Origin of the sequence: Sphingobium sp. YR768, from assembly GCF_900111125.1 — a bacterium.
Lineage (GTDB): Bacteria > Pseudomonadota > Alphaproteobacteria > Sphingomonadales > Sphingomonadaceae > Sphingobium.
The window spans coordinates 88,553-113,718 of the sequence record NZ_FOGE01000004.1 but is presented as its reverse complement, the minus strand read 5'-3'; the positions used below and the strand labels follow the sequence as shown (position 1 = coordinate 113,718).

23 protein-coding genes and 2 tRNA genes are annotated in these 25,166 nt (G+C 65.6%); 11 read left to right on the top strand and 14 right to left on the bottom strand.

Annotated features, from left to right (window positions below; all coding sequences use genetic code 11):
• Positions 1-29 precede the first annotated feature (29 nt).
• The 4 genes from BMX92_RS07450 (at position 30) to BMX92_RS07435 (ending at position 4,361) form a co-directional block, all read left to right on the top strand.
• Positions 30-875: a sulfurtransferase gene (locus tag BMX92_RS07450; protein WP_093014297.1), complete on the top strand. Its 846-nt coding sequence runs from the start codon at positions 30-32 to the stop codon at positions 873-875.
• Entirely contained in the window at positions 872-2,092 is a 1,221-nt protein-coding gene (metC, locus tag BMX92_RS07445) for a cystathionine beta-lyase (protein ID WP_093014839.1), read from the top strand. The genes BMX92_RS07450 and metC overlap by 4 nt, the downstream gene beginning before the upstream one ends.
• Before the next feature lie 4 nt (positions 2,093-2,096).
• Complete coding sequence (locus BMX92_RS07440; protein ID WP_093014836.1) at positions 2,097-3,350, top strand: mechanosensitive ion channel family protein; 1,254 nt, start codon at positions 2,097-2,099, stop codon at positions 3,348-3,350.
• 258 nt (positions 3,351-3,608) lie between these two features.
• Positions 3,609-4,361: a TorF family putative porin gene (locus BMX92_RS07435; RefSeq protein ID WP_093014294.1), complete on the top strand. Its 753-nt coding sequence runs from the start codon at positions 3,609-3,611 to the stop codon at positions 4,359-4,361.
• Between the two features lie 129 nt (positions 4,362-4,490).
• Here the strand turns inward: BMX92_RS07435 and BMX92_RS07430 are convergent, their stop codons facing one another.
• From BMX92_RS07430 to BMX92_RS07400, 7 genes are all read right to left on the bottom strand, one after another.
• Positions 4,491-6,074, bottom strand: a complete 1,584-nt coding sequence (locus BMX92_RS07430) for a Na+/H+ antiporter (protein WP_093014292.1) — start codon at positions 6,072-6,074, stop codon at positions 4,491-4,493.
• A 63-nt stretch (positions 6,075-6,137) separates the two neighbouring features.
• Positions 6,138-8,369, bottom strand: a complete 2,232-nt coding sequence (locus tag BMX92_RS07425) for a hybrid sensor histidine kinase/response regulator (protein WP_093014289.1) — start codon at positions 8,367-8,369, stop codon at positions 6,138-6,140.
• Positions 8,366-9,508 carry an FIST N-terminal domain-containing protein gene (locus tag BMX92_RS07420; RefSeq protein WP_093014286.1) on the bottom strand — a complete coding sequence of 381 codons (1,143 nt, stop codon included), beginning with the start codon at positions 9,506-9,508 and terminating at the stop codon, positions 8,366-8,368. Before BMX92_RS07420 ends, BMX92_RS07425 begins: the two co-directional genes overlap by 4 nt.
• A gap of 81 nt (positions 9,509-9,589) precedes the next feature.
• Positions 9,590-9,994, bottom strand: a complete 405-nt coding sequence (locus BMX92_RS07415; RefSeq protein ID WP_093014283.1) for a DUF779 domain-containing protein — start codon at positions 9,992-9,994, stop codon at positions 9,590-9,592.
• Positions 9,995-10,111: 117 nt separating this feature from the next.
• Positions 10,112-11,632, bottom strand: coding sequence for an aldehyde dehydrogenase (gene adh / locus BMX92_RS07410; protein WP_093014280.1), 1,521 nt, complete (start codon positions 11,630-11,632; stop codon positions 10,112-10,114).
• 65 nt (positions 11,633-11,697) lie between these two features.
• On the bottom strand, positions 11,698-12,156 hold the full coding sequence (locus BMX92_RS07405) for a pseudoazurin (protein WP_177184958.1): 459 nt from the start codon (positions 12,154-12,156) through the stop codon (positions 11,698-11,700).
• 77 nt (positions 12,157-12,233) lie between these two features.
• Entirely contained in the window at positions 12,234-12,776 is a 543-nt protein-coding gene (locus tag BMX92_RS07400) for a rhodanese-like domain-containing protein (RefSeq protein ID WP_093014277.1), read from the bottom strand.
• Between the two features lie 79 nt (positions 12,777-12,855).
• Between BMX92_RS07400 and BMX92_RS07395 the strand changes: the two genes are divergently transcribed.
• On the top strand, positions 12,856-13,665 hold the full coding sequence (locus tag BMX92_RS07395; RefSeq protein WP_371262291.1) for a quinoprotein dehydrogenase-associated SoxYZ-like carrier: 810 nt from the start codon (positions 12,856-12,858) through the stop codon (positions 13,663-13,665).
• Positions 13,662-14,606 (top strand): quinoprotein relay system zinc metallohydrolase 1, encoded by a 945-nt coding sequence (locus BMX92_RS07390; protein ID WP_093014271.1) that lies wholly within the window; start codon positions 13,662-13,664, stop codon positions 14,604-14,606. The genes BMX92_RS07395 and BMX92_RS07390 overlap by 4 nt, the downstream gene beginning before the upstream one ends.
• Positions 14,607-14,610: 4 nt before the next feature.
• Here the strand turns inward: BMX92_RS07390 and BMX92_RS07385 are convergent, their stop codons facing one another.
• The 5 genes from BMX92_RS07385 to paoA form a co-directional block, all read right to left on the bottom strand.
• A complete protein-coding gene (locus BMX92_RS07385; RefSeq protein ID WP_093014268.1) occupies positions 14,611-14,901 on the bottom strand; it encodes a DUF1330 domain-containing protein in 291 nt (96 codons plus the stop codon).
• Between the two features lie 24 nt (positions 14,902-14,925).
• Positions 14,926-17,238, bottom strand: coding sequence for a TonB-dependent receptor (locus BMX92_RS07380; protein ID WP_177184957.1), 2,313 nt, complete (start codon positions 17,236-17,238; stop codon positions 14,926-14,928).
• Positions 17,239-17,319: 81 nt separating this feature from the next.
• Positions 17,320-19,524, bottom strand: coding sequence for an aldehyde oxidoreductase molybdenum-binding subunit PaoC (gene paoC / locus BMX92_RS07375; RefSeq protein WP_093014265.1), 2,205 nt, complete (start codon positions 19,522-19,524; stop codon positions 17,320-17,322).
• Entirely contained in the window at positions 19,521-20,477 is a 957-nt protein-coding gene (locus tag BMX92_RS07370) for an FAD binding domain-containing protein (RefSeq protein WP_093014262.1), read from the bottom strand. The genes paoC and BMX92_RS07370 overlap by 4 nt, the downstream gene beginning before the upstream one ends.
• A complete protein-coding gene (paoA, locus tag BMX92_RS07365; protein WP_093014827.1) occupies positions 20,474-21,121 on the bottom strand; it encodes an aldehyde dehydrogenase iron-sulfur subunit PaoA in 648 nt (215 codons plus the stop codon). The genes BMX92_RS07370 and paoA overlap by 4 nt, the downstream gene beginning before the upstream one ends.
• A 356-nt stretch (positions 21,122-21,477) precedes the next feature.
• Between paoA and BMX92_RS07355 the strand changes: the two genes are divergently transcribed.
• From BMX92_RS07355 to BMX92_RS07340, 4 genes are all read left to right on the top strand, one after another.
• Positions 21,478-21,552 (top strand) — tRNA-Gly (locus BMX92_RS07355).
• Between the two features lie 52 nt (positions 21,553-21,604).
• Positions 21,605-21,679 (top strand) — tRNA-Gly (locus tag BMX92_RS07350).
• A gap of 511 nt (positions 21,680-22,190) precedes the next feature.
• Positions 22,191-22,514, top strand: coding sequence for a type II toxin-antitoxin system MqsR family toxin (locus tag BMX92_RS07345; protein WP_093014256.1), 324 nt, complete (start codon positions 22,191-22,193; stop codon positions 22,512-22,514).
• Positions 22,507-22,908 carry a type II TA system antitoxin MqsA family protein gene (locus BMX92_RS07340; RefSeq protein ID WP_093014253.1) on the top strand — a complete coding sequence of 134 codons (402 nt, stop codon included), beginning with the start codon at positions 22,507-22,509 and terminating at the stop codon, positions 22,906-22,908. The genes BMX92_RS07345 and BMX92_RS07340 overlap by 8 nt, the downstream gene beginning before the upstream one ends.
• An 89-nt stretch (positions 22,909-22,997) precedes the next feature.
• On the opposite strand, the gene BMX92_RS07335 is transcribed toward BMX92_RS07340, so the two are convergent.
• Both BMX92_RS07335 and BMX92_RS07330 read right to left on the bottom strand, forming a co-directional pair.
• Positions 22,998-23,300: a hypothetical protein gene (locus BMX92_RS07335; RefSeq protein ID WP_143066736.1), complete on the bottom strand. Its 303-nt coding sequence runs from the start codon at positions 23,298-23,300 to the stop codon at positions 22,998-23,000.
• A 483-nt stretch (positions 23,301-23,783) separates the two neighbouring features.
• A complete protein-coding gene (locus BMX92_RS07330; protein ID WP_093014247.1) occupies positions 23,784-24,794 on the bottom strand; it encodes a Dyp-type peroxidase in 1,011 nt (336 codons plus the stop codon).
• A 185-nt stretch (positions 24,795-24,979) separates the two neighbouring features.
• On the opposite strand from BMX92_RS07330, the gene BMX92_RS07325 reads away from it, so the two are divergent.
• On the top strand, positions 24,980-25,159 hold the full coding sequence (locus tag BMX92_RS07325; RefSeq protein WP_093014244.1) for a hypothetical protein: 180 nt from the start codon (positions 24,980-24,982) through the stop codon (positions 25,157-25,159).
• Positions 25,160-25,166: the final 7 nt, after the last annotated feature.

Genomic DNA, 25,166 nt, shown 5'->3' with positions numbered 1-25,166 from the left:
CGAGGGCGGGCAGGCCCTAAGAGGTCTGCATGAGCATTTTCATTTCCACCGATGCCCTCGCCAGCGCACTGGGCGATACCCGTCTGCGCATAGTGGACGCAACCTTGTTCCTGCCCGGCACGCCGCGGGACGCGCGCGCGGAATTCGAGGCTGGCCTTATTCCCGGTGCGGCCTTCCTCGATCTCGACACCTTGGCCGATCCGAACGATCCCGCGCCGCACAGCCTGCCAACCGACGATGCCATGACCCAGCGGGTGCAGGCGCTGGGCATCGATGCCGACAGCCGCATCATCCTGTATGACAACAGCCCGATCCGCAGCGCCGCGCGCGCATGGTGGATGATGCGCCTCTATGGCGTGGGCGCGTCCGCCGCGATTCTGGACGGGGGACTGCCCAAATGGCTGGCGGAAGGCCGCGCGACGGCAAGCGGCGCGGCGACGCCCGCCCCCGGCACTGCGACCGCCCGGATCGACCGCGCGCAGGTGCGCAGCAAGGCGGACATGCTGGCCAATCTGGCCAGTGGCGAGAGCCAGATGCTGGACGCGCGCGGCGCAGGCCGCTTCACCGGCACCGAAGCGGAGCCGCGCCCCGGCATGGCTTCGGGCCATATCCCCGGATCGCGCAACCTGCCCTATTCGGCTCTGTTCGCCGCCGACAACAGCATGAAGTCGCCGGAGGAACTGCGCGCTTTGTATGAAAGCGCGGGCATCGACCTCAGCCGGCCGGTCATCACCACCTGCGGCAGCGGCGTGACCGCCGCGATCCTGCTGGCGGGCCTTGAGACACTCGGCGCAAACGACGTCAGCATTTATGACGGAAGCTGGGCCGAATGGGGTTTCGACCCGGCGACACCCAAGGCGACGGGCGCAGCATGAGCATTCCCAATGATCGCAAGCCGCTGACCAAGCTGGCGCAGGCCGGGCGCAGGCCGGAATGGACGGGCATGCCCGGCCAACCCGGCGCTATCGTCAGCCCGCCGGTGTGGCGCGCATCGACCATCCTCTATGATGATGTCGCCCATCTGCGGAAGGCGGCGGGCAGCAGCACGCATGAGCGCCTCTTCTATGGCCGCAAGGGCACGCCGACCGCCTGGTCCCTTGCGGATGCGCTCACCGAAATGGAGCCGGGCGCGGAAGGGACGATGCTCTATCCGTCGGGTGTCGCGGCGATCGCCTGCGCGCTGATGGCTGTGCTGAAACCCGGCGACCGGCTGCTGATGGTCGACAGCGCCTATGACCCGACCCGCAATTTCTGCGAGCAGATGCTGCGGCCGCAAGGCATCGAGACGATCTATTATGATCCGACCGATGTCGTCGCGCTCGACGCGCATCTGGCAAGCGGGCCGATCCGCGCGATCTTCCTCGAAAGCCCCGGCAGCCTGACCTTCGAGGTGCAGGATATCCCCGCGATCACCCGCTGGGCCAAGGCGAACGGGATCGTCACCCTGCTCGACAATACATGGGCGACGCCGCTCTATTTCCCGGCGATGGCGCATGGCGTGGATATATCTCTGCTGGCCTGCACCAAATATATCGTCGGCCATTCGGACGTGATGATGGGCAGCGCGACAGCCAATGCGGAATGGTTCGGCAAGCTGCGGCAGACCGCCTATCTGTTCGGGCAGATGGTCAGCCCCGACGATGCGTGGCTGGCGGCGCGGGGCCTGCGCACGCTGGGCGTGCGGCTGAAACAGCATCAGGACAGCGCGGTTGCCATAGCGCACTGGCTGAAGGCACAGCCGGACGTCGCCCGCGTGCTGCACCCCGCGCTGCCGGACTGCCCCGGCCATGCGCTGTGGCAGCGGGATTTCAGCGGCTCCACCGGCCTGTTCAGCTTCATCCTGAAGGGAGGCGATGAGAAAGCGCGGGCCGCCCTGATCGATGGCCTCGCCCATTTCGGCATCGGCTATAGCTGGGGCGGCTTTGAAAGCCTGGCCCTGCCGGTCGATCCGGCCCGCTATCGCAGCGCCACGAGCTGGGCGGCGGAAAGGCCGGCGGTGCGCCTGCATATCGGGCTGGAAGACCCGGCCGATCTGATCGCGGACCTCGACGCGGGGCTTGCTCGCTTCCGCGCGATCCGCGACGCGGGCTGAGGCGGTGACGCCGGGCCTGACCGATCTGATCGCCCGGCTGCCCGGCGACCCGGACCTGATCCAGCCGCTGGTGGCGCTGGTGCTGGCCATCTTCCTCTATGCCACGGCCTGGGGCCTTGCCCGGCTGGTCGCACCGCGCCTGCGCCGTCGCCTGCCGCCGCTGGGCGATGCGCTGGCGGGCCATGTCCGGGCCAGCACCCGCCATGGGCTGGCCGCCGGATTGCTGCTGTTGGGCCTCATCTTCTTTCCGGAAGGGTCGCTGGGGCATCTGGTGATGGGCATCGTGCTGGGCAGCGCCGTTGCCCTGTTCGCGATCCACCTGCTGCGCGGGCTGGCCATACCGCGCTGGGCGGTGGTGCCGCTGGCGCTGATCCTGTTCATCCTGATCGTGTCGGGCAGCGGCGGCGGCATCGCGCCGGTGGGCGAGATGCTGGACCGGGTCGGCGTGACGCTGGGCAAGCGGCGCATCACCCTGCTGGGCCTGTTGTCGATCGCCGCCACCTGCGTCGCCCTGTTCGCCGCCGTCCGCCTTGCCAATCAGGTGATCGGCCGGTCGATCCAGAAGGCCAGCGGATTCGACCCGACGCAGAAATTGCTGGCGCAGAAGCTGGCTGCGATCACCGTGGTCGTCGCCGCCTTCTTCATCGGCGTCGACCTGCTGTCGATCGACCTGACCGCCTTTGCCGTCTTTTCCGGCGCACTGGGTCTGGCCATCGGTTTCGGCCTGCAAAAGACCTTCGGCAATCTGATCGCCGGCATCATCCTGCTGATGGACCGGTCGATCAAGCCGGGCGACGTGATCGTGGTGGGCGACAGTTTCGGCTGGGTGAACAAGATCGGCGTGCGCGCCGTCAGCGTGCTGACCCGCGACGGCAAGGAACATCTGATTCCCAACGAGAATCTGATGACGCAGGAGGTGGAGAACTGGTCCTATTCCGACCGCAACGTCCGCGTCCGCATCCCCGTCGGCATCGCCTTCGACAGCGACCTGCCGCTTGCGCAGAAGCTGATGTTGCAGGCCGCGCAGGAAAGCCCGCGCGTGCTGGCCAATCCCAAACCCAATGTCTGGCTGACCGCCTTTGGCGAAAGCCGCGTCGAACATGATATATTGGTGTGGATCAGCGATCCCGAAGGCGGCGTGGGCAATGTGAAGTCGGACGTGCTGGGCCGCGTGTGGCAATTGTTCCGCGACCATGGCGTCACCATTCCCTATCCGCAGCGCGTCATCCACCGCGCGCCGGAAACAGACCAGCCATAATCAGGATTCCCCGTAAATCCCTAACGTCCGGTCGACTTTAGTCGAGGACGACTGATGCGGCGCGCCTGATTTTGTTGCAGTCCAGCAACATTACGGCAGCAAAAGATACCAAATGGCAATAAAATCTTGTGCAGCGCAATGCAGAAGGGCATTTCCAAACGCGTTGAGGCAGCCGACCCATCCCGAGCGGGGGAGCATAGAGGAAGGCGCCTGAACGCAGGCGGGACGATCGCAGAACCATCATCAAGGGGAATCCCCATGCGTAAGTCCATCATCGGCCTCTCGGCCCCAATCCTCTTCGGCGCTCTTGCAGCCTTCACCGCGCCCGCCATGGCGCAGGACGAACCGGCGCCCGAGCTGACCGTTACCGGCAATGCCGCGGTCGTCTCCGATTATCGCTTCCGTGGCATCTCGCAGACGAACAAGAAGATCGCGTTGCAGGGCGGCATCACCGTCAGCCACAGCTCGGGCTTCTACGTCTCGACCTGGGGCAGCTCGATCGACGAATATGTCGCCAATGGATCGGATCAGGAACTCGACCTGATCGGCGGCTACACCACCACCGTCGGCGCAGCCACGATCGACGTCGGCGTCCTCTATTATTACTATCCGGGCAATGCGGGCGCGAACACCGACTTCGTCGAGCCCTATGCATCGGTCAAGGGCACGTTCGGCCCCGCCACCGCCAAGCTGACCGTCAACTATGCCCCCAAGGCGAAGGCGCTGACCGTGGGCAATGGCAAGGAAGACAATCTGTACGTCGCGGGCGACCTGTCGGCCTCGATCCCCAACACCCCGCTGGGCGTGTCGGCGCATCTGGGCCACAGCTTCGGCCCCAGCTATCTGACGATCGGCAAGGAATATACCGACTGGAATCTCGGCGCGACCTACACCTGGGGTCATCTGACCTTCGGCATATCCTATGTCGACACCGACAAGTCGCTCTACACGAGCGCCGGTCACAATGTCAGCAAGGCCGGCGTCGTGGGTTCGATCACCGCCGCTTTCTGATTTGAATAACCCTTCTGGGGGTGGAGAAGGCCGCATGCTCCTGCCGGAGCATGCGGCCTTTGCGCTTTGGGTACGCGCCTCTGGCGCAGTTCTTGAAATGCGCTCTTCCGCGCATTTCCAAACAGACTCTCAGGCCTTGGCCGACAGGGCGCTGAGTTCCTCCAGGTCGAGGTCGCGCTCCAGTTCCTGCAACGTCTCCTCGTCAATGTCGCCATTACGGTGGAGGCGCAGCAGTTCGACCCGGCCCGCCGCCACGGCCTTGAGAATCAGGTCGAAATGGGCATGGAGCGTTTCGGCATGTTCCTCCTCCTGCCCGGCATAGGCGCTCGATATGCTGGCATGGCGGGTATAGCGATCCAGCAGGCGCGGATGCTGGAGGGCGCCTTCCCCATCATAGGCATGCACCTCCACCACGCGGAGTTGGGCCTGCGCCATGGCGGCCTCCGCCTCGCTCATCGTCATGCGGGGCCGGTCGGATTCCGGTTCCTCCAGCCGCACCAGCCGGATCACCGCGCCCAGCGTCGTCCCCTGAATCAGCACCGTGCCGATGATCACGGCAAAGGCCGTCACCAGAATGAAGTCGCGGCCGGGAAAGCCCTCGGGCACGCTGAGCGCCACCGCCAGCGTCACCACGCCGCGCATCCCGGCCCAGCCCAGCACCGTGGCCGCGCGGGCACCGATCGGCGTATAGCGGCGCACGCCCATGGCGCGGATCAGGCGGATGACGCCGTCCGACCCGAACACCCACAGGAAGCGCGCCGCCGTCAGCGCGATCAGGATCGCCAGCACCGGCCCGGTCATTTCCGCCAGCACCACATCGAAACCGCCGACCCGGTCGATCACGCCGCGCAGCGACGATCCGATCAGCAGGAAGACGAACGCCTCCATCAGGAAGATCATCACCGCCCAGAAGGCCGTGCCGTTCATCCGGACCTCGGCCGAAAAGACGACATGCTGATACCAGCCGCAGATAAGGCCGGTGGTGACGGTCGCGATCACGCCCGACAGATGCCCGCTTTCCGCCAGCAGATAGGAAGCCCAGGGCGCCAGCAGGGACGAGGCGATCATCAGATATTTGTCGTTCAGCCGGGGCGCCAGCAGCACCCAGGCAGCACCCACCGCCGCGCCGACCAGCGCGCCGCCGATCGCCAGCAGGGCGAAGCTTTCCAGCGCATCGACCATGCTGAACGCGCCGGTCACGCCCGCCGCCACGGCGAAACGGAAGAGGACAAGGCCGCTGGCGTCGTTGAACAGGCTTTCGCCCTCCAGCAGGATCGACAGCCGCCGGGGCAGGCGCACATTCTGGAGCACGGCGCGGGCCGACACGGCATCTGGCGGCGCGACGATCGCGCCCAGCGCGGCGCAGGCCGCCCAGGGGAGCGAGGGCACCAGCATATGCGCCACCACCGCGATCACCGCCGTCGTGAAGACCACCGCGCCGACGGCCAGCGCGATGATGCCCAGCATATGCCGATGCAGATGGCGCAGCGCGATGAACCAAGCGCCATCCATCAGCAGCGGCGGCAGGAAGATGACCAGCACCAGTTCTGGATCGAGCGAGATCACCGGCAGGCCGGGCAGGAAGGCGAACAGACCACCCCCGGCCAGCAGCGCGACGGCGGGCGGCAGGCCCAGTTTGTGCGCAGCAAAATGCAGCAGGATGATCGCCAGCAACATGGCGATCACCAGTTCGAACAATTGCATCGATTCCATGTCTGTGCCGCCCCCTTTTGCCGTGTGACCCTAGCGCTGCTACGGGGCATGGCCAAGGCGATGTTATTTCAGCATGGTCCGCAACAGGGCGCGGAGCTGCGCGGGCTTGACCGGCTTGTTGAGCAGCGGCGTGCCCTGCGCATCCAGCCGCGCCTTCAACTCCTTGCCGCGATCGGCCGAAATCATCACCGCCGGCACCGTCGCGTCGAAATGCGCGCGCAACTGCGCCAGTGTCGCCTCGCCTGTCTCGCCGTCGTTCAAATGATAGTCGATCAGGATGATGTCGGGCGCAGCGCCCTGAGCGAAGAGGCCGGTCGCCTCGGCAAAGCCGCCTGCCGTCAGCATGGTGCAGCCCCATCCGCCCAGCAGGGTGCGCATGCCGGTCTGGATTGCGCGCTCATTGTCGATCACCAGCACATTGAGGCCGCGCATGCTCCGGTCGCGACCGGGCATGTCCGGTCCGCTGCCGGCTTCGGCGACCGGCTCACCCGTCGGCAGTGCGATCGAAAAGGTCGATCCCTTGCCCGGCGCCGATTCCAGCGTGACCCGGTGGCCCAGCATGTCGCTCGCCCGCTTGACGATCGCAAGGCCCAGCCCCTTGCCGCTGGTCCGGGTGTCGAGCCGCCGAAACTCCTCGAAGACGAGCGCCTGCTTGTCGGGCGCGATGCCGGGGCCGCTGTCGATCACGCTGACCTTGATGCCATCCGCCCCGGCCCGGCATTCGACCGACACGGCCCCCTGCTGCGTATAGCGCAGCGCGTTGGACAGGAAATTTTGCAGGATACGGCGGACCAGCCGGATATCGGACCGCACCCAGAGCGGTTCGCTGGCGATATGCAGCGCCAGCCCGCCCGCGCGGGCCACGGGCGCAAATTCGACCCGCAACGTCGCGAGCAGGCTGTCGAGCCGGAAGTCGCCCAGTTCCGGCTGGATCGCCCCGGCATCCAGGCGGCTGATCTCCAGCAGCGCTTCCAGCAGATCCTCGACCGAATCGAGCGCGGTGGAAGTCTGGTTCACCAGCGCGCGGGTCGGCAGCGCCAGACGGCGATCCCCCAGCGCCGCGACGAACAGGCGCGCGGCGTTGAGAGGTTGCAACAGGTCATGGCTGGCCGCCGCCAGAAAGCTGGTCTTGGACAGGTTCGCCTTTTCCGCCGCCGTCTTGGCGTCGCGCAACTGCCCTTCGATTTCGCGCCGTTCCGCCACTTCCGCGCGCAGTTCGGCGGTGCGGTCGGCAACGCGGCGCTCAAGATTTTCGGCCGTTTCCTGCAAGGATTCCTGCGCGCGCAGCATGTCGGTGACGTCGGTAAAGCCGATCACCTGCCCGCCCCGTTCCAGCGCGGTGCTGCGCAATTCATAGCTGCGGTCGTCGGCATGGACCAGCGCATGGACGGAATCGCTACGCTGCCCATGGCCACGCCAGTCGAGGCAACCCTGATCCGCCATCCCCAGCCGATCGCGGCACAGCGTCACCAGCGCAGCATGGGTGCCGCTTTCCTGCGCCCAGTCATCGGGCAGGCCAAGCAGATGCTGCAAAGCCTCGTTCCAGGCGGCGACGCGGCCATGGGCGTCGAACAGGCAGACGCCTTCGGACAGATTGTCGAGCGTCGCCTGGAGCACCAGATTGCGCTCGCCCAGTTCCAGCGCGCGGTCGCGGGCATCCTCCGCCTTCACCTCGGTAATGTCGGTATAGATGCCGACGATGCCGCCTTCGCTGGTGCGCAGTTCGTTGATCTGAATCCAGCGTCCGTCGGCCAGCGCCTGCACATGGCCGCCATCAGCCACGCTGTGGCGCGCGAGCCGATCGGACACCCAGCGATCGGGCGCCACCACCGATTCCAATGGCTGGCGATGAGCGGCCGCCAGCCGGGCGACCGCTTCGAACGACAGGCCTTCGCAGACCTGATCGGCGATTTCCGGCCAGAAACCGAGATAGGCGTCGTTGAACAGGACCAGCCGATCCTCCGCATCGAACAGCACGAAGCCTTCGTTGATCGAATCGATCGCATCGCGCAGCCGCCCCTGCGCCGCCTCCGCCTTGCCATGCGCCTCCGCCAGATCGGCATTGGCCTTGGCGAGGCGGCCCAGCGCGTCCTCCAGTTCGATGGTCCGGTCGCGCACCATCGCTTCCAGCGTGATCGCGGTTTCGAACATCGAGAAAGCATTGCCGGCCATGTCGCTCGACCGTTCGACCCGGTCGATCAGGGCGGCGTTGATCTTGCGCAGCTTGCGCACCTCCTCGCGCAGGCTGTCCAGTTCGTAGTCGCTTTCGACCGGAGAGAGCGCGAGGTCCGTCATCGCCCGATCGCCAGCCCGCTGAAGGTCTGGTTGACGTGCAGGGCATGATATTGCTCGCCATAGGTGTTGAAGCCGATCACCCGGTGGCGGCCATAGAGTTCGGACACGGCACGGCCGATCTGGCGCTGTTCGGCGTCGATGCGGTTGAGCACGCAATCGAAGGCGATGATCCGGTCGACCTGCCCCACATGGCTTGCGATATCGGTGAACATCGCCTCCATGCCCGCGATGCGGTCGATCGGTTCGCCCACGGTCAGCACGATGCCTTCGTCGATCGCGCAATAGAAGGTCAGGCTGCCGTCCGCATTGGCGCTCTGGATCGAACGCACATGATAGTCGCCGCCTGCGCGGACCATCGGCGGATGCGCGGCGTAGAAGGCGAGGCCCAGTTCCTCCCCGGCATGGCCCGCCAGCCGCAGATATTCCTGCGCCGCCGGTTCGGCATTGATCTCCGTCACGATCCGGTCCTGCGGAATGGCGCCGGTCACGACCATCTTGGCCGCGCCGGGGCGATAATGCTGCGCCTTGAACACATGGATCGGGCGCGCGGTCGACAGGATCGCGATGACGGCCGCGCGGCGGTGAAAGCGCCCGCCCTGAAAGATCGCGGTTTCGCGGAAGGCCAGGCCATCGCCCGACGATCCGCCGATCAGCGATATGTCGCCCAGCGCATCCTGCATCGTCATGGTCAGCAATTCTTCCCGGTGCGACAGGCCATCGACCAGGAACAGGGCGACATGATTGACCTGGGCGCCCAGATGCCGGCTGTCCCGATCGGCGATCGCCGCCAGCGCGCGAATATCCTCCCGCGCGGCGACGGGATCGAAAGCGTCGATATCGTCGAAAATATGGGAGACGAGGTGGAAGCCATCCGCCGGAAAGCCGATGACGCTCAGGCTGTCTTCGTCATAGCCCGCCTCGGTCAGTTCCCCCGAGCTGGTGCAGCCGATGGCGACGATATTTTCGCTATGACGATTGACCGCGCGGGCCAGCGCATCACGATCGAACCGGTGCGAGCAGAAGAGCAGCATGCCGGCCAGCGGGGCATCCCCCAATTGGCGCGCGACATCGGCCATCGCCACCGCCGGGTCCGGCGAGTGGCTCGACGCAAAGCCGATCTCCGACGCTAGCATGGTCATGTCCCTCTCCCGCAGCCTTCCCCGATTTTTCAGGATTATGCACCGCCTTGCGGCTGGTTGTCATCCTTGGAAATGGTGCCGCTATCCCGTTGCGGCATCCCCACGCACTGGCTCGCCGGCCGCCTCCAGCAGGGCATTTTCGTCATCGGTGAAGATGCGCGAGCGGGCGATGAAGCGCACGCCTTCCGGGCTTTCCAGCGACATGCCCGCACCGCGCCCCGGCACGACGTCGATCGTCACCTGGGTATGACGCCAATATTCGAACTGCGCCGCGCCGATCCATACCGGGATATCGCCCGCGACATGGCCCAGCAGCACGTCCTGTGCGCCGACCCTGAATTCGCCGCGCGGAAAGCACATGGGCGCTGAGCCGTCGCAACAGCCGCCCGACTGGTGGAACATCAGCGGCCCATGGCTTTGCGCCAGCCGATGCATCAGCGCTTGCGCAGCGGGCGTCGCCAATATCCGTGGTGGAAGTTCAGCCATGTGCATCCTCTTCCCTTTCCCCAAAAAACGATGCGGCGGGCATCGGGGAAAATGATGCCCGCCGCCGTCGAAGGCAGTTGGAGAGGGAAGCGCCTTCGACGAGAAATGCCCTTGCCGTCAGAAGAAGCCCAACGCCTTCGGGCTGTAGCTGACCAGCAGATTCTTGGTCTGCTGATAATGGTCCAGCATCATCTTGTGATTTTCGCGGCCGATACCCGACTGCTTGTAGCCGCCGAACGCCGCATGGGCGGGATAAGCGTGATAGCAGTTGGTCCATACGCGCCCGGCCTGAATGCCACGGCCCATGCGATAGGCGCGGGTTCCGTCGCGGGTCCATACGCCGGCGCCGAGGCCATAGAGCGTGTCATTGGCGATGGCGAGCGCTTCGGCTTCGTCCTTGAAGGTGGTGACGGCCAATACGGGGCCGAAAATCTCTTCCTGGAAGATGCGCATCTTGTTGTGGCCCTTCAGTACGGTGGGGGTCACATAATAGCCGTCGGCCAGTTCGCCATCGAGCGACGCGCGTTCGCCGCCGGTCAGCAATTCGGCGCCCTCGTTAAGGCCGATCTCGATGTAGGAGAGGATCTTTTCCAGCTGGTCGTTCGAGGCCTGCGCACCGATCATGGTTGACGGGTCGAGCGGGCTGCCCTGCTTGATCGCCTTCACCCGCGCGATGGCGCGTTCGATGAACTTTTCGTAGATGGATTCCTGGATCAGCGCGCGGCTGGGGCAGGTGCAGACTTCGCCCTGATTGAGCGCGAACATCGCAAAGCCTTCCAGGCATTTGTCGAAATACTCATCGTCCGCATCCATCACATCTTCGAAGAAGATGTTCGGCGACTTGCCGCCCAGCTCCAGCGTGACCGGGATCAGATTTTCCGAAGCGTACTGCATGATAAGGCGGCCGGTGGTGGTTTCACCGGTGAAGGCGATCTTGCTGATCCGCTTGTTGGACGCGAGCGGCTTGCCCGCCTCCACGCCGAAGCCGTTGACGACGTTCAGCACGCCGGGCGGCAGCAGGTCGCCGATGACTTCGAGCAGCACCAGGATCGACATCGGCGTCTGCTCGGCGGGCTTCAGCACGATGCAGTTGCCCGCCGCCAGCGCCGGCGCCAGCTTCCACACCGCCATCAGGATCGGGAAGTTCCACGGGATGATCTGACCGACCACGCCCAGCGGTTCGTGGAAATGATAGGCGATCGTGTCATGATCGATCTCGCTGATCGATCCTTCCTGCGCGCGGACGCAACCCGCGAAATAGCGGAAATGGTCGATGGCGAGGGGGACGTCGGCATGGGTCGTCTCGCGGATCGGCTTGCCATTGTCGATCGTCTCGGCCATCGCGATGAGGTCCAGATTGGCCTCCATCCGGTCGGCGATCTTCAGCAGGATGTTCGACCGCTCGGTCGAGGAGGTCTTGCCCCAGCTATCCTTCGCCTTGTGTGCGGCGTCCAGCGCCAGTTCGATATCGGCGGCGGTGCCGCGTGCGATCCGGCCGACCACCTGACCGGTGACGGGCGAGATATTGTCGAAATAATCGCCCTGCACCGGCGCGACCCATTGGCCGCCGATATAATTGTCATATTGGTCGCGGATCAGCGTCTTCCCCGCGAAACGCTCCATCACCTGCTGCAACATGCTTCTACTCCCGAATGATATGCGTCTGAATGATTTGGGCCTTGTGAATGAAAGGGGCTGGGCGCTCACTTCACCTTGGCGAGGGCGGCGGTCATGCGCTTGGCGGCGAAGGGCGGCAGCTTCACCGCCCTGGCGGCGGCGATGTCGGCCGGCGTCACCTTGCCCACCTGCACCAGCGCGACCATGCCCATCGAATAATGGGGCATGCACTTGATGCCGTAGAGGCCGGGCTTGCTGACGGTCAGCACCGCTTCCTTGTTCATCGCGCCCTTCATCGGCGTGGCGCCGGCGGGCAGCATATTGGCCATGGTTTCGGCATTGTGGCTGGCGTCCGACGGCTGGAAACGGATCGTGTCGCCCGGTGCGGCCTTCACATAGCCGGGCTCGAACACCATGGCGCCATCTGCACCCTGATTCTTCATGTGGACGATGATGTCCTTGGCGCAAGCGGGCAGCGAAACGGCGAGGGCCGCAGCGGTCAGCAAGCAGGCCGGAATGCGCAGGTCAGTCAAATCACTCTCCATGGAATCGAACGGCTTTCTCGGCCGGATTAAGGGGAGAGTGCGGCCACAGGGGCTGCGCGCACAATTGACCTTTGGTCCTATGGGGCGACCCCGCCATCGGGCTGCGCGCGGGAAAGCGGCCGTTTCAGGTCGGTCCAGCCGTCCACACCCTCGGCCAGCCACCAGACATTGCGATAGCCCGCCGCGCGCAGCCGACGGGCCGCATTCCAGCCCATCCAGCAATCCGCCTTGCAGAAGAGAATCAGCATGCGGTCGCGCCGTACCCGCATCAACTTGGCGATGCCCCGGGCGAACCCGTCGCCGATGCCCGGCGCCAGATCGCCCCGTCCGGCCTCCGGGAACCAGTGGGCGCCGGGGATCGAGTCATGCGGGGTGGCGAGCCGCCAGCGACCGTCCGCTTCCCTATGTCCACCCTCGGCCGGGAGCACGTCGATGAACAGGGCGTCATGCCCCGGCCGCAACTGGGCCGCCGCCTGTGGCGCGATCCGCCCGACACCCGGCGGCGGCTGATGCACCGGCGCGCGATAATGGGCGATGCGATAGCCGTCCGCATCGAACAGGGCATCCTGCGCCAGCGCGGGTGAGGTGGCTAGCAAGGCTATAATCAAGGCGGCACGCATGTCTCTCTCCCGATACGACCAAGGACCAATGGTAAGCGACGGCCAAGGAGAATAGACCCCGGCTCAAGGGAGAAGGACAGTGCAAAGGCAGACAAGCCTTTGGGTCGCGATCGCCCTGGCATGGGTCGCGACCGGTGCCAGGGCGACAGCGCCTGATCGGGTAGTGGCAGACCCGTTGGAATCGCCCATGTGGCAGGTGCATGCGCGCACGCTGTTCGGCGACGATCCGGTCCGTTTCGATCCGCGCGTGAAGGTGGACTTTCCCATGATCGCGGAGAATCAGCGATCCTTCCCGGTCGCGATCGATGCCCGCGCCATCCCCGGCGTCACCCGCATCATGCTGCTGGCAGACCTCAACCCCATACCGATCGCGATCGACTATCGCCCGACCCATGCCGCCGCCTATGTCGCGACCCGGATCAAGCTGGACCAGCGGACGCCGGTGCGCGGCGCGGTGCAACTGGCGAACGGCGCGTGGCTGGTGTCGGGCGGCTGGGTGGATGCGGCGGGCGGCGGCTGTTCCGCGCCGCCGGTCAGCCGGGTCAAGGGCGACTGGGCCGACCATCTGGGCGAGATACGGGGCGAGGCCTGGCCGATGGCGGACGGGGTCAGCCGGCTGCGCCTGAATTTCCGGCATCCGATGGACACCGGCTTCGTCGACAATATCGCCACCTATCATCTGGAGGCCCTGGCGGTGAAGGATGCGGGCGGCCGGACGCTGGGCGAGATGGGGATATGGGCAGCGGTCGCCGAAGACCCGGCCATTACGCTGATGGTCGACGGCAAGCCGGGCGACGCGCTGACGATTGCGGCCCGCGACACCAATGGCCGCGACTATAAGGCGGCGCTCTCCGTCGCGCGCCAGTCGCCCATGCCGGGCGGCCGATGATCCTGTCGCGGCGAACCCTGATCGGCGGGATGGCGACGCTGATCGCTGCGCCAGTGCGCGCGGCCGACTATGCCATCACACCGCAAGCGATCGGCGATGGCCTGTGGCTGGTGCGCGGGGCCGACGAGCCGATCGAGGCAGGCAATGGCGGCGCCATCGCCAATATCGCGATCATCGCCACGCCGGCCGGGACCGTGTTGTGGGATTGCGGTCCGTCGGTCCGTTATGCCCGCGCGCTGCGGCAACAGGCCGAGCAACTGACCGGCAAGCCGGTGGTGCGGGTCTATGTCAGCCATCTGCATCCCGACCATGGCATGGGGCTGGCGGCGTTCGATCCGGCCATCGTCGCCGCGCTGCCCGGCACGATCGAGGCGCTGCGGGCGGAGGGACAGGGCTATGCCGATGGCATGTACCGGCTGCTGGGCGACTGGATGCGCGGCACCGACCTGATGCTGCCGGGACGGAGCATATCGCAGGCGGAAGAGGATTTTGGCGGGCGCAGGCTGACATTGCTGGCCCTGTCTGGCCATAGCAGCGCGGACCTTGCCCTGCTCGATCCGCAGACCGGCCTGCTGCTGGGGGGCGATCTGGTCTTTCACGATCGGGCGCCCAGTACGCCGACCGCCGATCTGGCGCAGTGGCGCGCCAGCCTGGACCGGCTCAAGGCGCTGCCGCACAAGGGCGTGGTGCCGGGTCATGGCCCCTTCGATCCGGGCGGCACGGCGGCGATCGCCCAGACGCGGGACTGGATCGACTGGCTGGAAGCCACGCTGACGCAGGCGGTGCGCGACGGGCTGGACATGGTCGAGGCGGGCGAGGTCGCCATCCCCGACCGTTTCGCGACCATGGCCGCCGCCCGCTATGAAGTGCAGCGCAGCGTTTCCCATCTCTATCCGGCGCTGGAAGCCGCGCTGCTGCCGCGCGTGGACATACCGGACTAAGGCTTCAGTCTACGCCCTGAATGATGAAGGTCTGATAGTCGCCGCTCTTCAGCCGATAGCCCAGCGCTTCCTGATAGGCGGGACTGTCATACCAGGCTTCGGCTTCCTCGAAGGTCGGGAAGGCGACGATGACCGCGCTTTCCGTCGCCGGGCCGTCGGTCGCCCGCGTCTTGCCATAAAAGGCCAGCGGGGTGATCGCGTGGCCGGCCATGGATTTCCCGGCAAGCTCGCCATAGGTCGCGAACGTCTCCGGGTCGGAAATGCTGTTGCGGACGGCGACGAAATAGGCGGTCATAGTCTCTCTCCTCTGGTCTGCCCGTCAGAATAGCGCCTTCACGCCCACTTGCCAGCGGCGCGGCGCACCCGGCCCATAGGCGCGCGGATTGGAGGCGCCGGGGGCTTCTTCCAGCTCGATCTCGTCCACTTCGCTGAAGGTGCCGAAGGTCGCGTAGCGGCGATTGAAGGCGTTGCTGAGCGTGCCGAACAGGCTGACGCCTTTGATCAGGTCGACGCTGGCGCGCAGGTTGACGACAGCATAGCCGCCCAGCCTGGCTTGGTCATTGCCTTCGTCGCCGACCAGATATTGGCCAGACCGGCCAATGACGTCGCCGCCCACCGACCAGCCCTTTCCGGCATAATCGAGGCTAAGGGTGGCGCTGTGCCGGGGGATGCCGGGCAGATGGTCGCCCCGTTCCACCGCGATCAGTCCGTCTTCATCCGCCGCCGGATTGGCGGGGCTGGAGAGGGTCAGCGGCGCGCGATAGGTCGCATCGGTGAAGGCATAGCTGAGGCCCGCACTCAAACCGCCCCGGCTGGCGCGCAGCGTTGCTTCCACGCCCTGCCGCCGGGTCATCCCGATATTGCGGAAATAGGCGCGACCGCGAATCTCCGACGCGACATATTGGATGTCGTTGCGATTGTCGGTGCGATAGGCGGACAGCAGCCAGTCGATGGCGAAACCGCCGGCCTGTGCATGGCCCTTCGCCCCTGCTTCCCAGCTTTTGGCCACCACCTGCTTCAAGGGCGGATCGGCGACGAAGAAGTTGGTGAGGCTGCATGGCGCATTTTCGTCCGCGCAGGACAATTCGGCCGGGGTCGGCACGCGGTTGCTTTCCGCATAGCCCGCGCGCAGGCTGAGGCCGTCCGACAGGGCATAGTCGAATTCGATGCCGGGGTTCAGCCGCTCGAACCGGTGGCGTCCGTTGAGCGCCGTGCCGATCTGGTCCTGCATGACGATGCGGGCATTGTTGTAGCGCAGCGCGATTTCGGCAGACAGGCGCGAGGTGATGGGCAGGCGGTCCTGCGCGAAGACGCCCCAATAATCGGTATGGGCGATCAGGCCTACCGGCGCGATAGCGTTATCGTCCTGCACGATGATCGATCCCAGACCGTCGACGCTGCGGTCGTCGGTCAGCGCACCCAGTTCGGTCGAGGTGCCGAAGCGGGTGCGGCTGGTATCGTAGCTGAAGCCAAGCGCGAAGACATTCTCGCCCGCGCCCAGCGTGCGCTTGTCGATCAGCTGCACCAGCGCGCCCATCGCCCGCGTGGCCGTGCGCCCGCGATTGAGGACGCCATAGCCCTCCCCGCCCAGCGTGTCGGCAATGGGGTTGCCATTGGCGTCGGTCAGGACGGCCTGTTCCTCGGCATCGCTGCCGACGGTTTCGAGGCAGACATAGCCTCCCTCCTCTTCCTCCTCGCAGCCCTCGATATCGGCAGCGTCGCCATTGACGGTGCGCAGGGTCAGTTTCTGGGCATAAAGCGTGCCTTCCAGCCGGGTGGTGCCCGACAGGGCGACCCAGGGGTGCAGGCTGACCCGGCCATAGCGGCTGCGGCTGTTATCCGGCCAGGTGAAGACGGCGCGCCGATCCGCCACCAGCAATTCCACCGGCGACACGCCGTTGCCGGTGAGGTCGGTGTTCGCGCCCACGACCTTCAGATGCAGGCCGCCGGTCGCGGTATCGAAGCCGACATCGGCATAGCCATTATAGAGGGTGGAGGGCGAATGCGCACGCCACCCATCGTCGCGCGTATATTGGAACGCGCCGAAGGCGCTCCAGTCGCCCCATGATGTGCCGCCGGCGATGCTGGCCTCCGTCATGCCGAAGCGGCCATGCGACAGGCTGGCCTCCAGCCCCGGATCGCTTGCGCCGGTCTTCGTTTCCAGCGTCAGCGCGCCGCCCAGGGCGTTGAGACCGTAGACGGCGCTCTTGTCGAGCAGGTTGACACTGCGGATCGCCGCTTCGGGCAGCAGGTCGAATTGCACCGTGTCGCCAAAGGGCTGGTTGAAGCGCGCGCCATCCAGATAGACGGCGATGCCCTGCGCCTGCCCCTGAAGCGGCGAGGCGGTGAAGCCGCGATAGACGAGATTGGGTTGCCAGGGGTTGTTCTGCGCATCCTGAAGCGTGACGCCGGCGAAATTGCGGGTCAGCGCACCGAGAAAATCGGGGCTGCCGGTGCGGCTGATGTCGGCGGCGGTCAGGGTGAGCGCATCGTCGATGTCGACAGCGCCGCCCGGCGCGGTGACGATGATCGGCTGGCGCGCCGTCTCCGCCTCCTCCGGGGTCTGCGCCCGGACCGTTCCGCCGACCAGCGCGATCGCGCTCCCCGCCAGCAACGCCGCCAAAATCCTCACACAGCCTCTCCCTGTCTTCTTTAGCGGGAAGGCTAGGGACAGGGGGCGCGGCGCTCCATTATACCTTGGGTCGGCTTCTCCTTACGCCGCCTGCGCTTTCAGCAGCTTGTCGATGGTCAGCGGATAGTCGCGCAGACGGATGCCGGTGGCGTTGTAGATGGCGTTGGCCACCGCCGCGCCTGCGCCGCAAATGCCCAGTTCCCCGACGCCCTTGGCCTTCATCGGCGAGCTTTTGTCGTCCAGTTCCTCGATGAACAGCACGTCCTGCGGCGGAATGTCGGCATGCACGGGCACCAGATATTCGGCCATGTCGTGATTGACGAAAAAGCCGAAGCGCGTGTCGACGTCCAATGCCTCCATCAGCGCCGCGCCCACGCCCATGGTCATCGCGCCGATCACCTGGCTGCGCGCGGACTTGGGATTGAGGATGCGCCCGGCGGCAAAGGCCCCGCCCATGCGGCGGATGCGGATTTCGGCCGTGTCGATATCGACACCCACTTCACAGAAATGCGCGCCGAAGGTCGCCTGCGCATAGCGTTTGTCGAGATCGCCGAAATCGATGCTGTCTTCCGCCCACAGCCCTTCCCGCCCGGCCAGCGAAGCCAGCGTCTGCGACTGGTTGCCCAGCTTGACGAGGCCATCGTCGAACTGCGCCTGATCGGCGGGATAGCCGGCCTTTTCCGCCAGCATCGCGCGCAGCGCCATGGCGGCGGCATAGACGCCGGCGGTCGAGCTGTTCGCCCCCCATTGCCCACCCGACCCGGCCGATGCCGGGAAGCGGCTGTCGCCCAGACGCACCGTCACCTGATCGAGCGTGACGCCCAGCATTTCCGCCGCCGTCTGGCCGATGATCGTATAGCTGCCGGTGCCGATGTCGGTCATGTCGGTTTCGACGATCACCCGGCCCGCGCCGTCCACGCCGATCCGCGCGCCCGACTTCATCGCCACATTGTTGCGGAAGGCCGCAGCCACGCCCATGCCGACCAGCCAGCGCCCATCGCGCACCTGCCCCGGCTTGGGGTTACGCTTGGCCCAGCCGAAACGGTCCGCCCCGGCGCGCAGGCATTCCACCAGCTTGCGGCTGGAAAAGGGACGCTGCGGGCCGGCTTCGGGATCATATTGCACATCGTTGCGGATGCGCAGTTCGACCGGATCGACGCCGCAGGCCTCGGCCAGTTCGTCCATCGCGACCTCCAGCGCCAGCAGGCCGACCGCTTCGCCCGGCGCGCGCATGGCGTTACCTTCGGGCAGGTTGAGCGTCACCAGCCGGTGCGCCGTCATCCGGTTCGGCCCGCGATAGAGCAGCCGCGTCTGCATCGCCGCCGTTTCCGGTCCGCCGCCGGGCAGGTCGCCCGACCAGACTTCATGGCCGATCGCGTCGATCAGGCCATGTTTGTCCGCGCCGATGCGGATGCGCTGGATGGTGGCGGGACGATGGGTGGTGTTGTTGGGAATCTGATGCCGGGCGATCGCGACCTTGACCGGGCGGCCGACCCGCTTTGCCCCCAGCGCAGCGAGGACCGCGTCCGCGCGCACGAACAGCTTCGACCCGAAACCGCCGCCGATATAGGGCGACACCAGCCGGACATTCGCCCTGGGGATGCCCAGCGTCTTCGCCACTTCGCCGACGCCCCAGTCGATCATCTGGTTCGATGTCCACAGGGTAAGCCGGTCGCCGTTCCAGGCGGCGGTGGTGGCGTGCGGCTCCATCATCGCATGGCTATGGTCGGGCGTGGTGTAGCGCTGGTCGACTGTCACGGCCGCCGCCGCAAAGCCACTGTCGAAATCGCCCACCTTCGAATCGGCCGGCGATCCGAAACTGTCGGGCGGCATCACGCCCCGGATGCTTTCGGCCGCCAGATCATATTTGCCGGCATCCGCGACATAATCGATCCGCACCAGCTTGGCCGCATCGCGCGCATTTTCGAATGTGTCGGCGATGACGAGCGCCACCGCCTGCTCATAATGGTCGATCTGCGGCCCGCCCAGCAGGGGCGCGGTGTTCATGCTGCCCTTGCCCAGCTTGCCGGCATTGGCATGGGTGACGACGCCCAGCACGCCCGGCGCGCCTTCCGCCGCGCGCAGGTCCATCGCCGCGATCCGTCCCTTGGCGATCGCCGATCCGACGATCCAGCCATAGGCCGCATTGGGCGCGGCATCGTGGCGCTCATAGGCATAGGGGGCGGTGCCCGTCACCTTGGCGGCGCCATCGATCCGGTCATGGGGGATGCCGATCACCCGGCCCCGGTCGATCGGGTTGATGCCTGCTGGCTGGTCGAACTTCATGCCCGTGCCTCCTGCTGCCGATAGAGGGACGCGAGCGTCCGTTCGACCAGCAGCTTCTTGAAATCATTATGATGGGTCGTGCGGGCGCCGGTCAGCGCCGCCTCCGCCACGGCTTTCGGACCCTGTTTTGCCGCCGCATCCGCCGCCGCCACGCGCCAGGGCTTGGCCCCAATGCCGCCAAAGGCGAAGCGCGCCGTGCCATCCTTCCCGAACACCGCCGCTACCGACACCAGCGCAAAGGCATAGGAGGCGCGGTCGCGTACCTTGCGATAGACATGGGCGCCGCCGATCGGCTTGGGCAAGGTGACGGCGGTGATCATCTCGCCCGGTTTCAGCAGCGTTTCCCGCTGCGGCGTATCGCCGGGCAGAAGATGGAAGTCGGCGATCGGGATGGACCGTGTCGCGCCATTCGCATCGATCGTGTCGACTGCGCTGTCCAGCAGGCGCATCGCTACCGCCATGTCGCTGGGATGCTGGGCGATGCAGGCGTCGCTGACGCCCAATATGGCAAGGCTGCGGCTCATGCCCTGCATCGCGCCGCAGCCGCTGCCGGGCTGGCGCTTGTTGCAGGGCATGCGCGTGTCGTAGAAATAGGGGCAGCGGGTCCGTTGCAGCAGATTGCCGCCGGTCGTCGCCTTGTTGCGCAACTGCCCGGATGCGCCGGCCACCAGTGCGCGACTGAGCACCGCATAGTCGCGGCGCACCCGCTTGTCGGCGGCAAGGTCCGTATTGCGCACCAGCGCGCCGATCCGCAACCCGCCCTCCGGCGTCTCCTCGATCCGGTCGAGGCCAAGATGGTTGACGTCGATCAGATGGGTCGGCGTTTCGATCTGCAATTTCATCAGGTCGAGCAAGTTGGTGCCGCCCGCGATGAAGCGCGCGCCCTGTACGGAAGCCGCCGCCTTCGCCGCCGCCTGTACGCTGGTGGCGCGTTCATAAGTAAAGGACTTCATGCCTTTTCTCCCTTCGCCCCAGATTGACCATAAACGTCGCGCATGGCGGCAATGATGTTGGGATAGGCGGCGCAGCGACAGATATTGCCGCTCATCCGCTCGCGCAGTTCCGCGTCGCTGAGCGCTACGTCGTCCAGATCCTGCGTGACATGGCTGGGGATGCCGGCCGCGATCTCCTCCAGCACCGAAACCGCCGAACAGATTTGCCCTGGCGTGCAATAGCCGCACTGATAGCCGTCATGGACGATGAAGGCCTTCTGCATCGGATGCAGCGCCTCGGGCGTGCCCAGCCCCTCGATCGTCGTCACCGTCTCGCCATCATGCATCACCGCCAGCGTCAGGCAGCTATTGATCCGACGTCCTTCCACAATGACGGTGCAGGCGCCGCACTGGCCATGGTCGCAACCCTTCTTGGTGCCGGTCAGGTGCAGATGTTCGCGCAGCGCGTCGAGCAGGCTGGTGCGGGGATCGAGTTGGAGATGAACCTCGCGGCCGTTGACGGTCAGTTCCACCGGCATCATGGCTTTGGCTCCGCTATTTGGGGAGGGCGCTGTGGCGGAGGCGGCCGACAGGGTCGGCGCGGCGGTGGCGATGACGGCGCTGCCCTGCAACAGGCTGCGGCGCGTCAGTGAATCGGACGACATGTCTGGTCTTCCCTGCGATTGAGCGGCCTGCTTATTCTTGGCCCGCTGGCTGCTGTTCATTACGAAGGGCGGCGCCAAATGATCCCGCCGCGACGGTTAAGGACGCAGATTAGCAGATGGACGGCGCGCGCCAAGCGGCACTTTTTCGCGAGGGGGGGCTTGCGATTCGCCGGGCGGCGGGACAGCGCCCACCTGAAGCCCATTTTCCGTGCTCTGCTAAACCGCAGAAAAGTCAGGATTTTGGCGATCCGGAAAGAGGATTTCATTTTTCTGCCATTCTGCCCCTTGCCGATTTGGGAAAGCCTTGCTAGTTGGCCGCCACCCGCCGAGAGAGGCATACTCTTCCGGCCGCCCGAGCGGGCGTAGCTCAGTGGTAGAGCACAACCTTGCCAAGGTTGGGGTCGAGGGTTCGAATCCCTTCGCCCGCTCCAGTTTTTTGCCGATTGGCCACATTCGCCGAGAATGTATCTTTCGGCCGCCCGAGCGGGCGTAGCTCAGTGGTAGAGCACAACCTTGCCAAGGTTGGGGTCGAGGGTTCGAATCCCTTCGCCCGCTCCAGTTTTCTATAATAAAATCAGCAGATTAGCGGCCTTCGGGCCGCTTTTTTGTTGGAGACAATGCTCTCGGCAAACCCCGTTGTCTCCATAATGTCTCCAGAAAATCGCCAAGAATGGGCCGCTTCTGGCGTTGGCTGGCGAAGATTGCGCCTGTCCGTTGTGCCGCAGCGTGGCCTTTTCACCCTGTCCAGGCGGCTGGACGGCTGGAGACAATGGCTCCACCGACTGGAGACAATCGGGCCGAACCTGGAGACAACGCGCTCACGGACGATCCTGCGTTCCGACCCAGGAAGCCTTGTGGCGCTTATCGCCGCCTCCCTGACCCGCGCGAGTCTGTCGATTGTGCGCCGCTTCTCGAAGCCCAAAACTCACCAAGCCCTTTTCTCGCCGACAGACGCCAGGCCGTCCGGGTGGTGCGAACGCTCGCCTCGGGTTACTGACGATCGCCGACTCCCTGCTGCGCGCACCGGCCGGTCGGCCTTGATGAATTAACCTTCAAGGTGTATATAGGGATGGCGATCAAGCGTAAGCCGCATCACGATCTGGCTGCGGTCCAGGCAAGGTTCGCACAGGTGGAGGCCCTGGAGATCACGCGCAGCGCCGTCGAAGGCGCCCGTGCTCTAGGCTATTCGCTGGAGGACATCGTTGAGGCGGTGCAGGCGCTCGAACCCGGCGACTTCATCAAGTCGGAGACAGCGCACAACCCGCCCAACTCGAAGGTATGGCACGACACCTACAACATGCCGTGGGACCGGCGGTGGCTGTATCTGAAATTCGCGGGCGAGACGTTGATCGACGTCACGCTCACATCATTCAAAGAGGTCGGCAATGACTGAGACGCGCATCCACCCCGAGACCGGCAAGACCCTGCGACGGGGCGTGCGCCCGCAGACGGTGAAGTTCGGCTCGATGACGCGCACGGTCGAAGTGCCGGGCTGGTATCCCGACGACGACAGCGACGCGATCCATTCCGGGGCCGATCTCGCCGATTCCGATCGCATGTTCCGGGAGCTGAAGGCCGCCTATGCCGCCCATGTCCGCAAGGTCCGCAAGCGCTTGAAGCTGACGCAGGAGGAAGCCGGGCGGCTGATCGGCGGGGGCCGGCGCGCGTTCCAAAAATATGAGAGCGGGGCCATGCCGCCCAGCGACGCGGCCGTTGGCCTGATCGAAATGCTGCATCGTCATCCCGAAGAGGTCGAGTTCCTAAAGTCGATCCGATCGGCAGCGTAGTGCGCCGCCATTGTGAGGCCCAAGCCGATTGGGTCGTGTCGGCTTGCGGCGCGCACAAGCCCTGCCATCCGGCGGGGCGTCTTGACCTGTCAGTTAGCAACACGCCGCGGGGCGGGTGCGCAGCCATAGCGGCGCAGCGATGATCGAATCTCCGCCGTGCCAAGCGCCTCGAAGCGCGCCACGCGGTCGCGAAGCGCCGCCTGTTGTCTGCTGGTCAGCCGATGGCTGCTCACCGCATCGATCAGCTCGTACACGGCATCGTCGGCGACCGTGAAGATCGCCAGCATCAGCACATTGTCTGGCTCCCGTTGTGGCTCCATATGCTCAAGTGCGACCAACGCCGTCTCCAAACCCAGAAACGCCTTCACTAATTCGGGGTCTGTTTTACTCATGACGCCGACTCCGTATTGCGCCGGAATCTACTCTTTGGTCGCTGACAATGCACGAACAGATGGTGCCGAATCCGGCGGCATTGCCGTGCGGACAAACTCCATTCGGCGCGCTCCCATCGACCGCCGTTACGGCCCTATCCTGAAACGGATCGGCGCGGTCCCGCTTGACGCGCCCGAGCCGAGCGCCTGAAACATCGCGATGGGCAAGTATGACCCCTTGGCAGCGTTCCTGAGACGATGGCGAGTTCGCAACGATGCGGAAGGCGTCGAGCTGGGCTTCGCGCATATCGAGGACATCATCGGCGGGCTGCTCCCGCGCGCTTCGAGGGGTGCCGAATGGTGGTGCGCGAACGGCGAGGCCGATAGCCGCGCACCGCACCGCCGCGCCTGGCTGGACGCTGGCTTCGACGCCATCGCCGAGCCCAGGACCGAGCGGGTATATTTTCGCAGGCGAACGCCTTGTCGCCCGGCGCTCAGCGCCAGTCAGTCATTGTCCGTTGAACCGGAACCGTCCGCCGAGGAAGCAGCGAGCGGGCTTCCGTCCGCCAGCGCCTGAAGCGTGCGGCGCGACGGCGCGAAGAAAGTCGTGCCGGTATGCGGCGTCGAAAAGTCGAGCAGCCGGTCATAGGAGCCGACCGGATCGCCGACATACATCCGCTCCAGCATCTTCTCGATCACCCACAGCCGCCGCGAATAGCCGATGAAATAGGTGCCATACTCGCCGTGGCCGGCACGGCCGAACGGCATGTTGTCGCGCAGGATGTCGCGCTCGGTGCCATCGGTATCGACGATCGTCGCGAGCGACTTGTGCGACTTGCGCGGCGCGTCGTCGTCGTCCAGCTCGATATTATCGATCTTGGTGCGGCCGATGATCGCCTCCTGCTCGGGCGTGGGCACGCTCCCCCAGCCATCGAGATTGTGCAGATATTTCTGCACCACGACATAGCTTCCGCCCGCGAAGGGTGCGTCTTCCTCGCCAACCAGCGCCGAGTCCGCGATATCCTTGCCGTCCGGGTTTGCGGTGCCGTCGACGAACCCCAGCAGATCGCGCGCATCGAAATAGCGAAAGCCCGTCACCTCGTCGGCCGTCGTCACCGATGATCCGAACGACTGGAGCAGGATGCGCTCGAACTCGAAACAGATGTCGGGCCGCTCGGCGCGGATGTGGAACAGCAGATCGCCCGGCGTCGCAGGGGCGTGGTGCGGATTGCCGGCGATCGGCGTGAAGGGCTTCAGTTCATGCGGCCTGGCGCCGGGCGCGAGCCGATCCCACAGGTCGCTGCCGATTCCGGCGATGCAGGAGAGCCGCGCGGACAGGTCGCGGAAGCCCACCGTCTTCACCAGATCGTCGAGCCCGCCGAGCACTGAGCGGGCCTTGTTGAGCGCGTCGGCGCCGTCCGCAACGCAAAGCACAAGGAATATGGCAGCGTGGGACAGCGGCGCTTCGATGCTCTGCGCATCGATCGGAACTCTTTCCCAGCTATTGCCTGCCACACGGCATCTCCTTCATCTTGATCCTCGATCCTTGCGCATGAGCCGCTGCGTCTCGCGGCCTCAAGAGGCCGGGACGGGTCGCGGTCGACTCACGTTTAGCCAGCGCCCGCCATGATCGCTATCGAAAGCGGCTTCATCGACAAGCTGCCGCTCGCTGACATCGGTTTGGCGTGGCCGGGACGGCGATGCCGGAAGACCATGCGCTTCCTGCCGGGGCGATCTTCCTCTCGAAGCCTGCCGGCAATGGCGACTTGCTGCAAGGCGCGGCGCTGTCGTGTCAGCGGGTCGAGCCTCAGCAGCGGCGAGTGCGCTTGGCTGTTCTGCTGGTTCTTTGTCAGGTGTTTGTGGGGAAAGCCTTCCCCTGACCGGGAG

Bases quoted from the DNA above. Each gene is read 5' to 3' on its own strand.
- BMX92_RS07420 (WP_093014286.1), bottom strand. From the start codon at position 9,508: ATGACCATGCTAGCGTCGGAGATCGGCTTTGCGTCGAGCCACTCGCCG.
- BMX92_RS07415 (WP_093014283.1), bottom strand. From the start codon at position 9,994: ATGGCTGAACTTCCACCACGGATATTGGCGACGCCCGCTGCGCAAGCG.
- BMX92_RS07450 (WP_093014297.1), top strand. From the start codon at position 30: ATGAGCATTTTCATTTCCACCGATGCCCTCGCCAGCGCACTGGGCGAT.
- BMX92_RS07385 (WP_093014268.1), bottom strand. From the start codon at position 14,901: ATGACCGCCTATTTCGTCGCCGTCCGCAACAGCATTTCCGACCCGGAG.
- BMX92_RS07335 (WP_143066736.1), bottom strand. From the start codon at position 23,300: ATGAGTAAAACAGACCCCGAATTAGTGAAGGCGTTTCTGGGTTTGGAG.
- BMX92_RS07370 (WP_093014262.1), bottom strand. From the start codon at position 20,477: ATGAAGTCCTTTACTTATGAACGCGCCACCAGCGTACAGGCGGCGGCG.
- BMX92_RS07430 (WP_093014292.1), bottom strand. From the start codon at position 6,074: ATGGAATCGATGCAATTGTTCGAACTGGTGATCGCCATGTTGCTGGCG.
- BMX92_RS07345 (WP_093014256.1), top strand. From the start codon at position 22,191: ATGGCGATCAAGCGTAAGCCGCATCACGATCTGGCTGCGGTCCAGGCA.
- BMX92_RS07340 (WP_093014253.1), top strand. From the start codon at position 22,507: ATGACTGAGACGCGCATCCACCCCGAGACCGGCAAGACCCTGCGACGG.
- BMX92_RS07435 (WP_093014294.1), top strand. From the start codon at position 3,609: ATGCGTAAGTCCATCATCGGCCTCTCGGCCCCAATCCTCTTCGGCGCT.
- BMX92_RS07425 (WP_093014289.1), bottom strand. From the start codon at position 8,369: ATGACGGACCTCGCGCTCTCTCCGGTCGAAAGCGACTACGAACTGGAC.
- paoC (WP_093014265.1), bottom strand. From the start codon at position 19,524: ATGAAGTTCGACCAGCCAGCAGGCATCAACCCGATCGACCGGGGCCGG.
- metC (WP_093014839.1), top strand. From the start codon at position 872: ATGAGCATTCCCAATGATCGCAAGCCGCTGACCAAGCTGGCGCAGGCC.
- BMX92_RS07400 (WP_093014277.1), bottom strand. From the start codon at position 12,776: ATGCGTGCCGCCTTGATTATAGCCTTGCTAGCCACCTCACCCGCGCTG.
- adh (WP_093014280.1), bottom strand. From the start codon at position 11,632: ATGTTGCAGCAGGTGATGGAGCGTTTCGCGGGGAAGACGCTGATCCGC.
- BMX92_RS07390 (WP_093014271.1), top strand. From the start codon at position 13,662: ATGATCCTGTCGCGGCGAACCCTGATCGGCGGGATGGCGACGCTGATC.
- BMX92_RS07325 (WP_093014244.1), top strand. From the start codon at position 24,980: ATGCCGGAAGACCATGCGCTTCCTGCCGGGGCGATCTTCCTCTCGAAG.
- paoA (WP_093014827.1), bottom strand. From the start codon at position 21,121: ATGTCGTCCGATTCACTGACGCGCCGCAGCCTGTTGCAGGGCAGCGCC.
- BMX92_RS07405 (WP_177184958.1), bottom strand. From the start codon at position 12,156: ATGGAGAGTGATTTGACTGACCTGCGCATTCCGGCCTGCTTGCTGACC.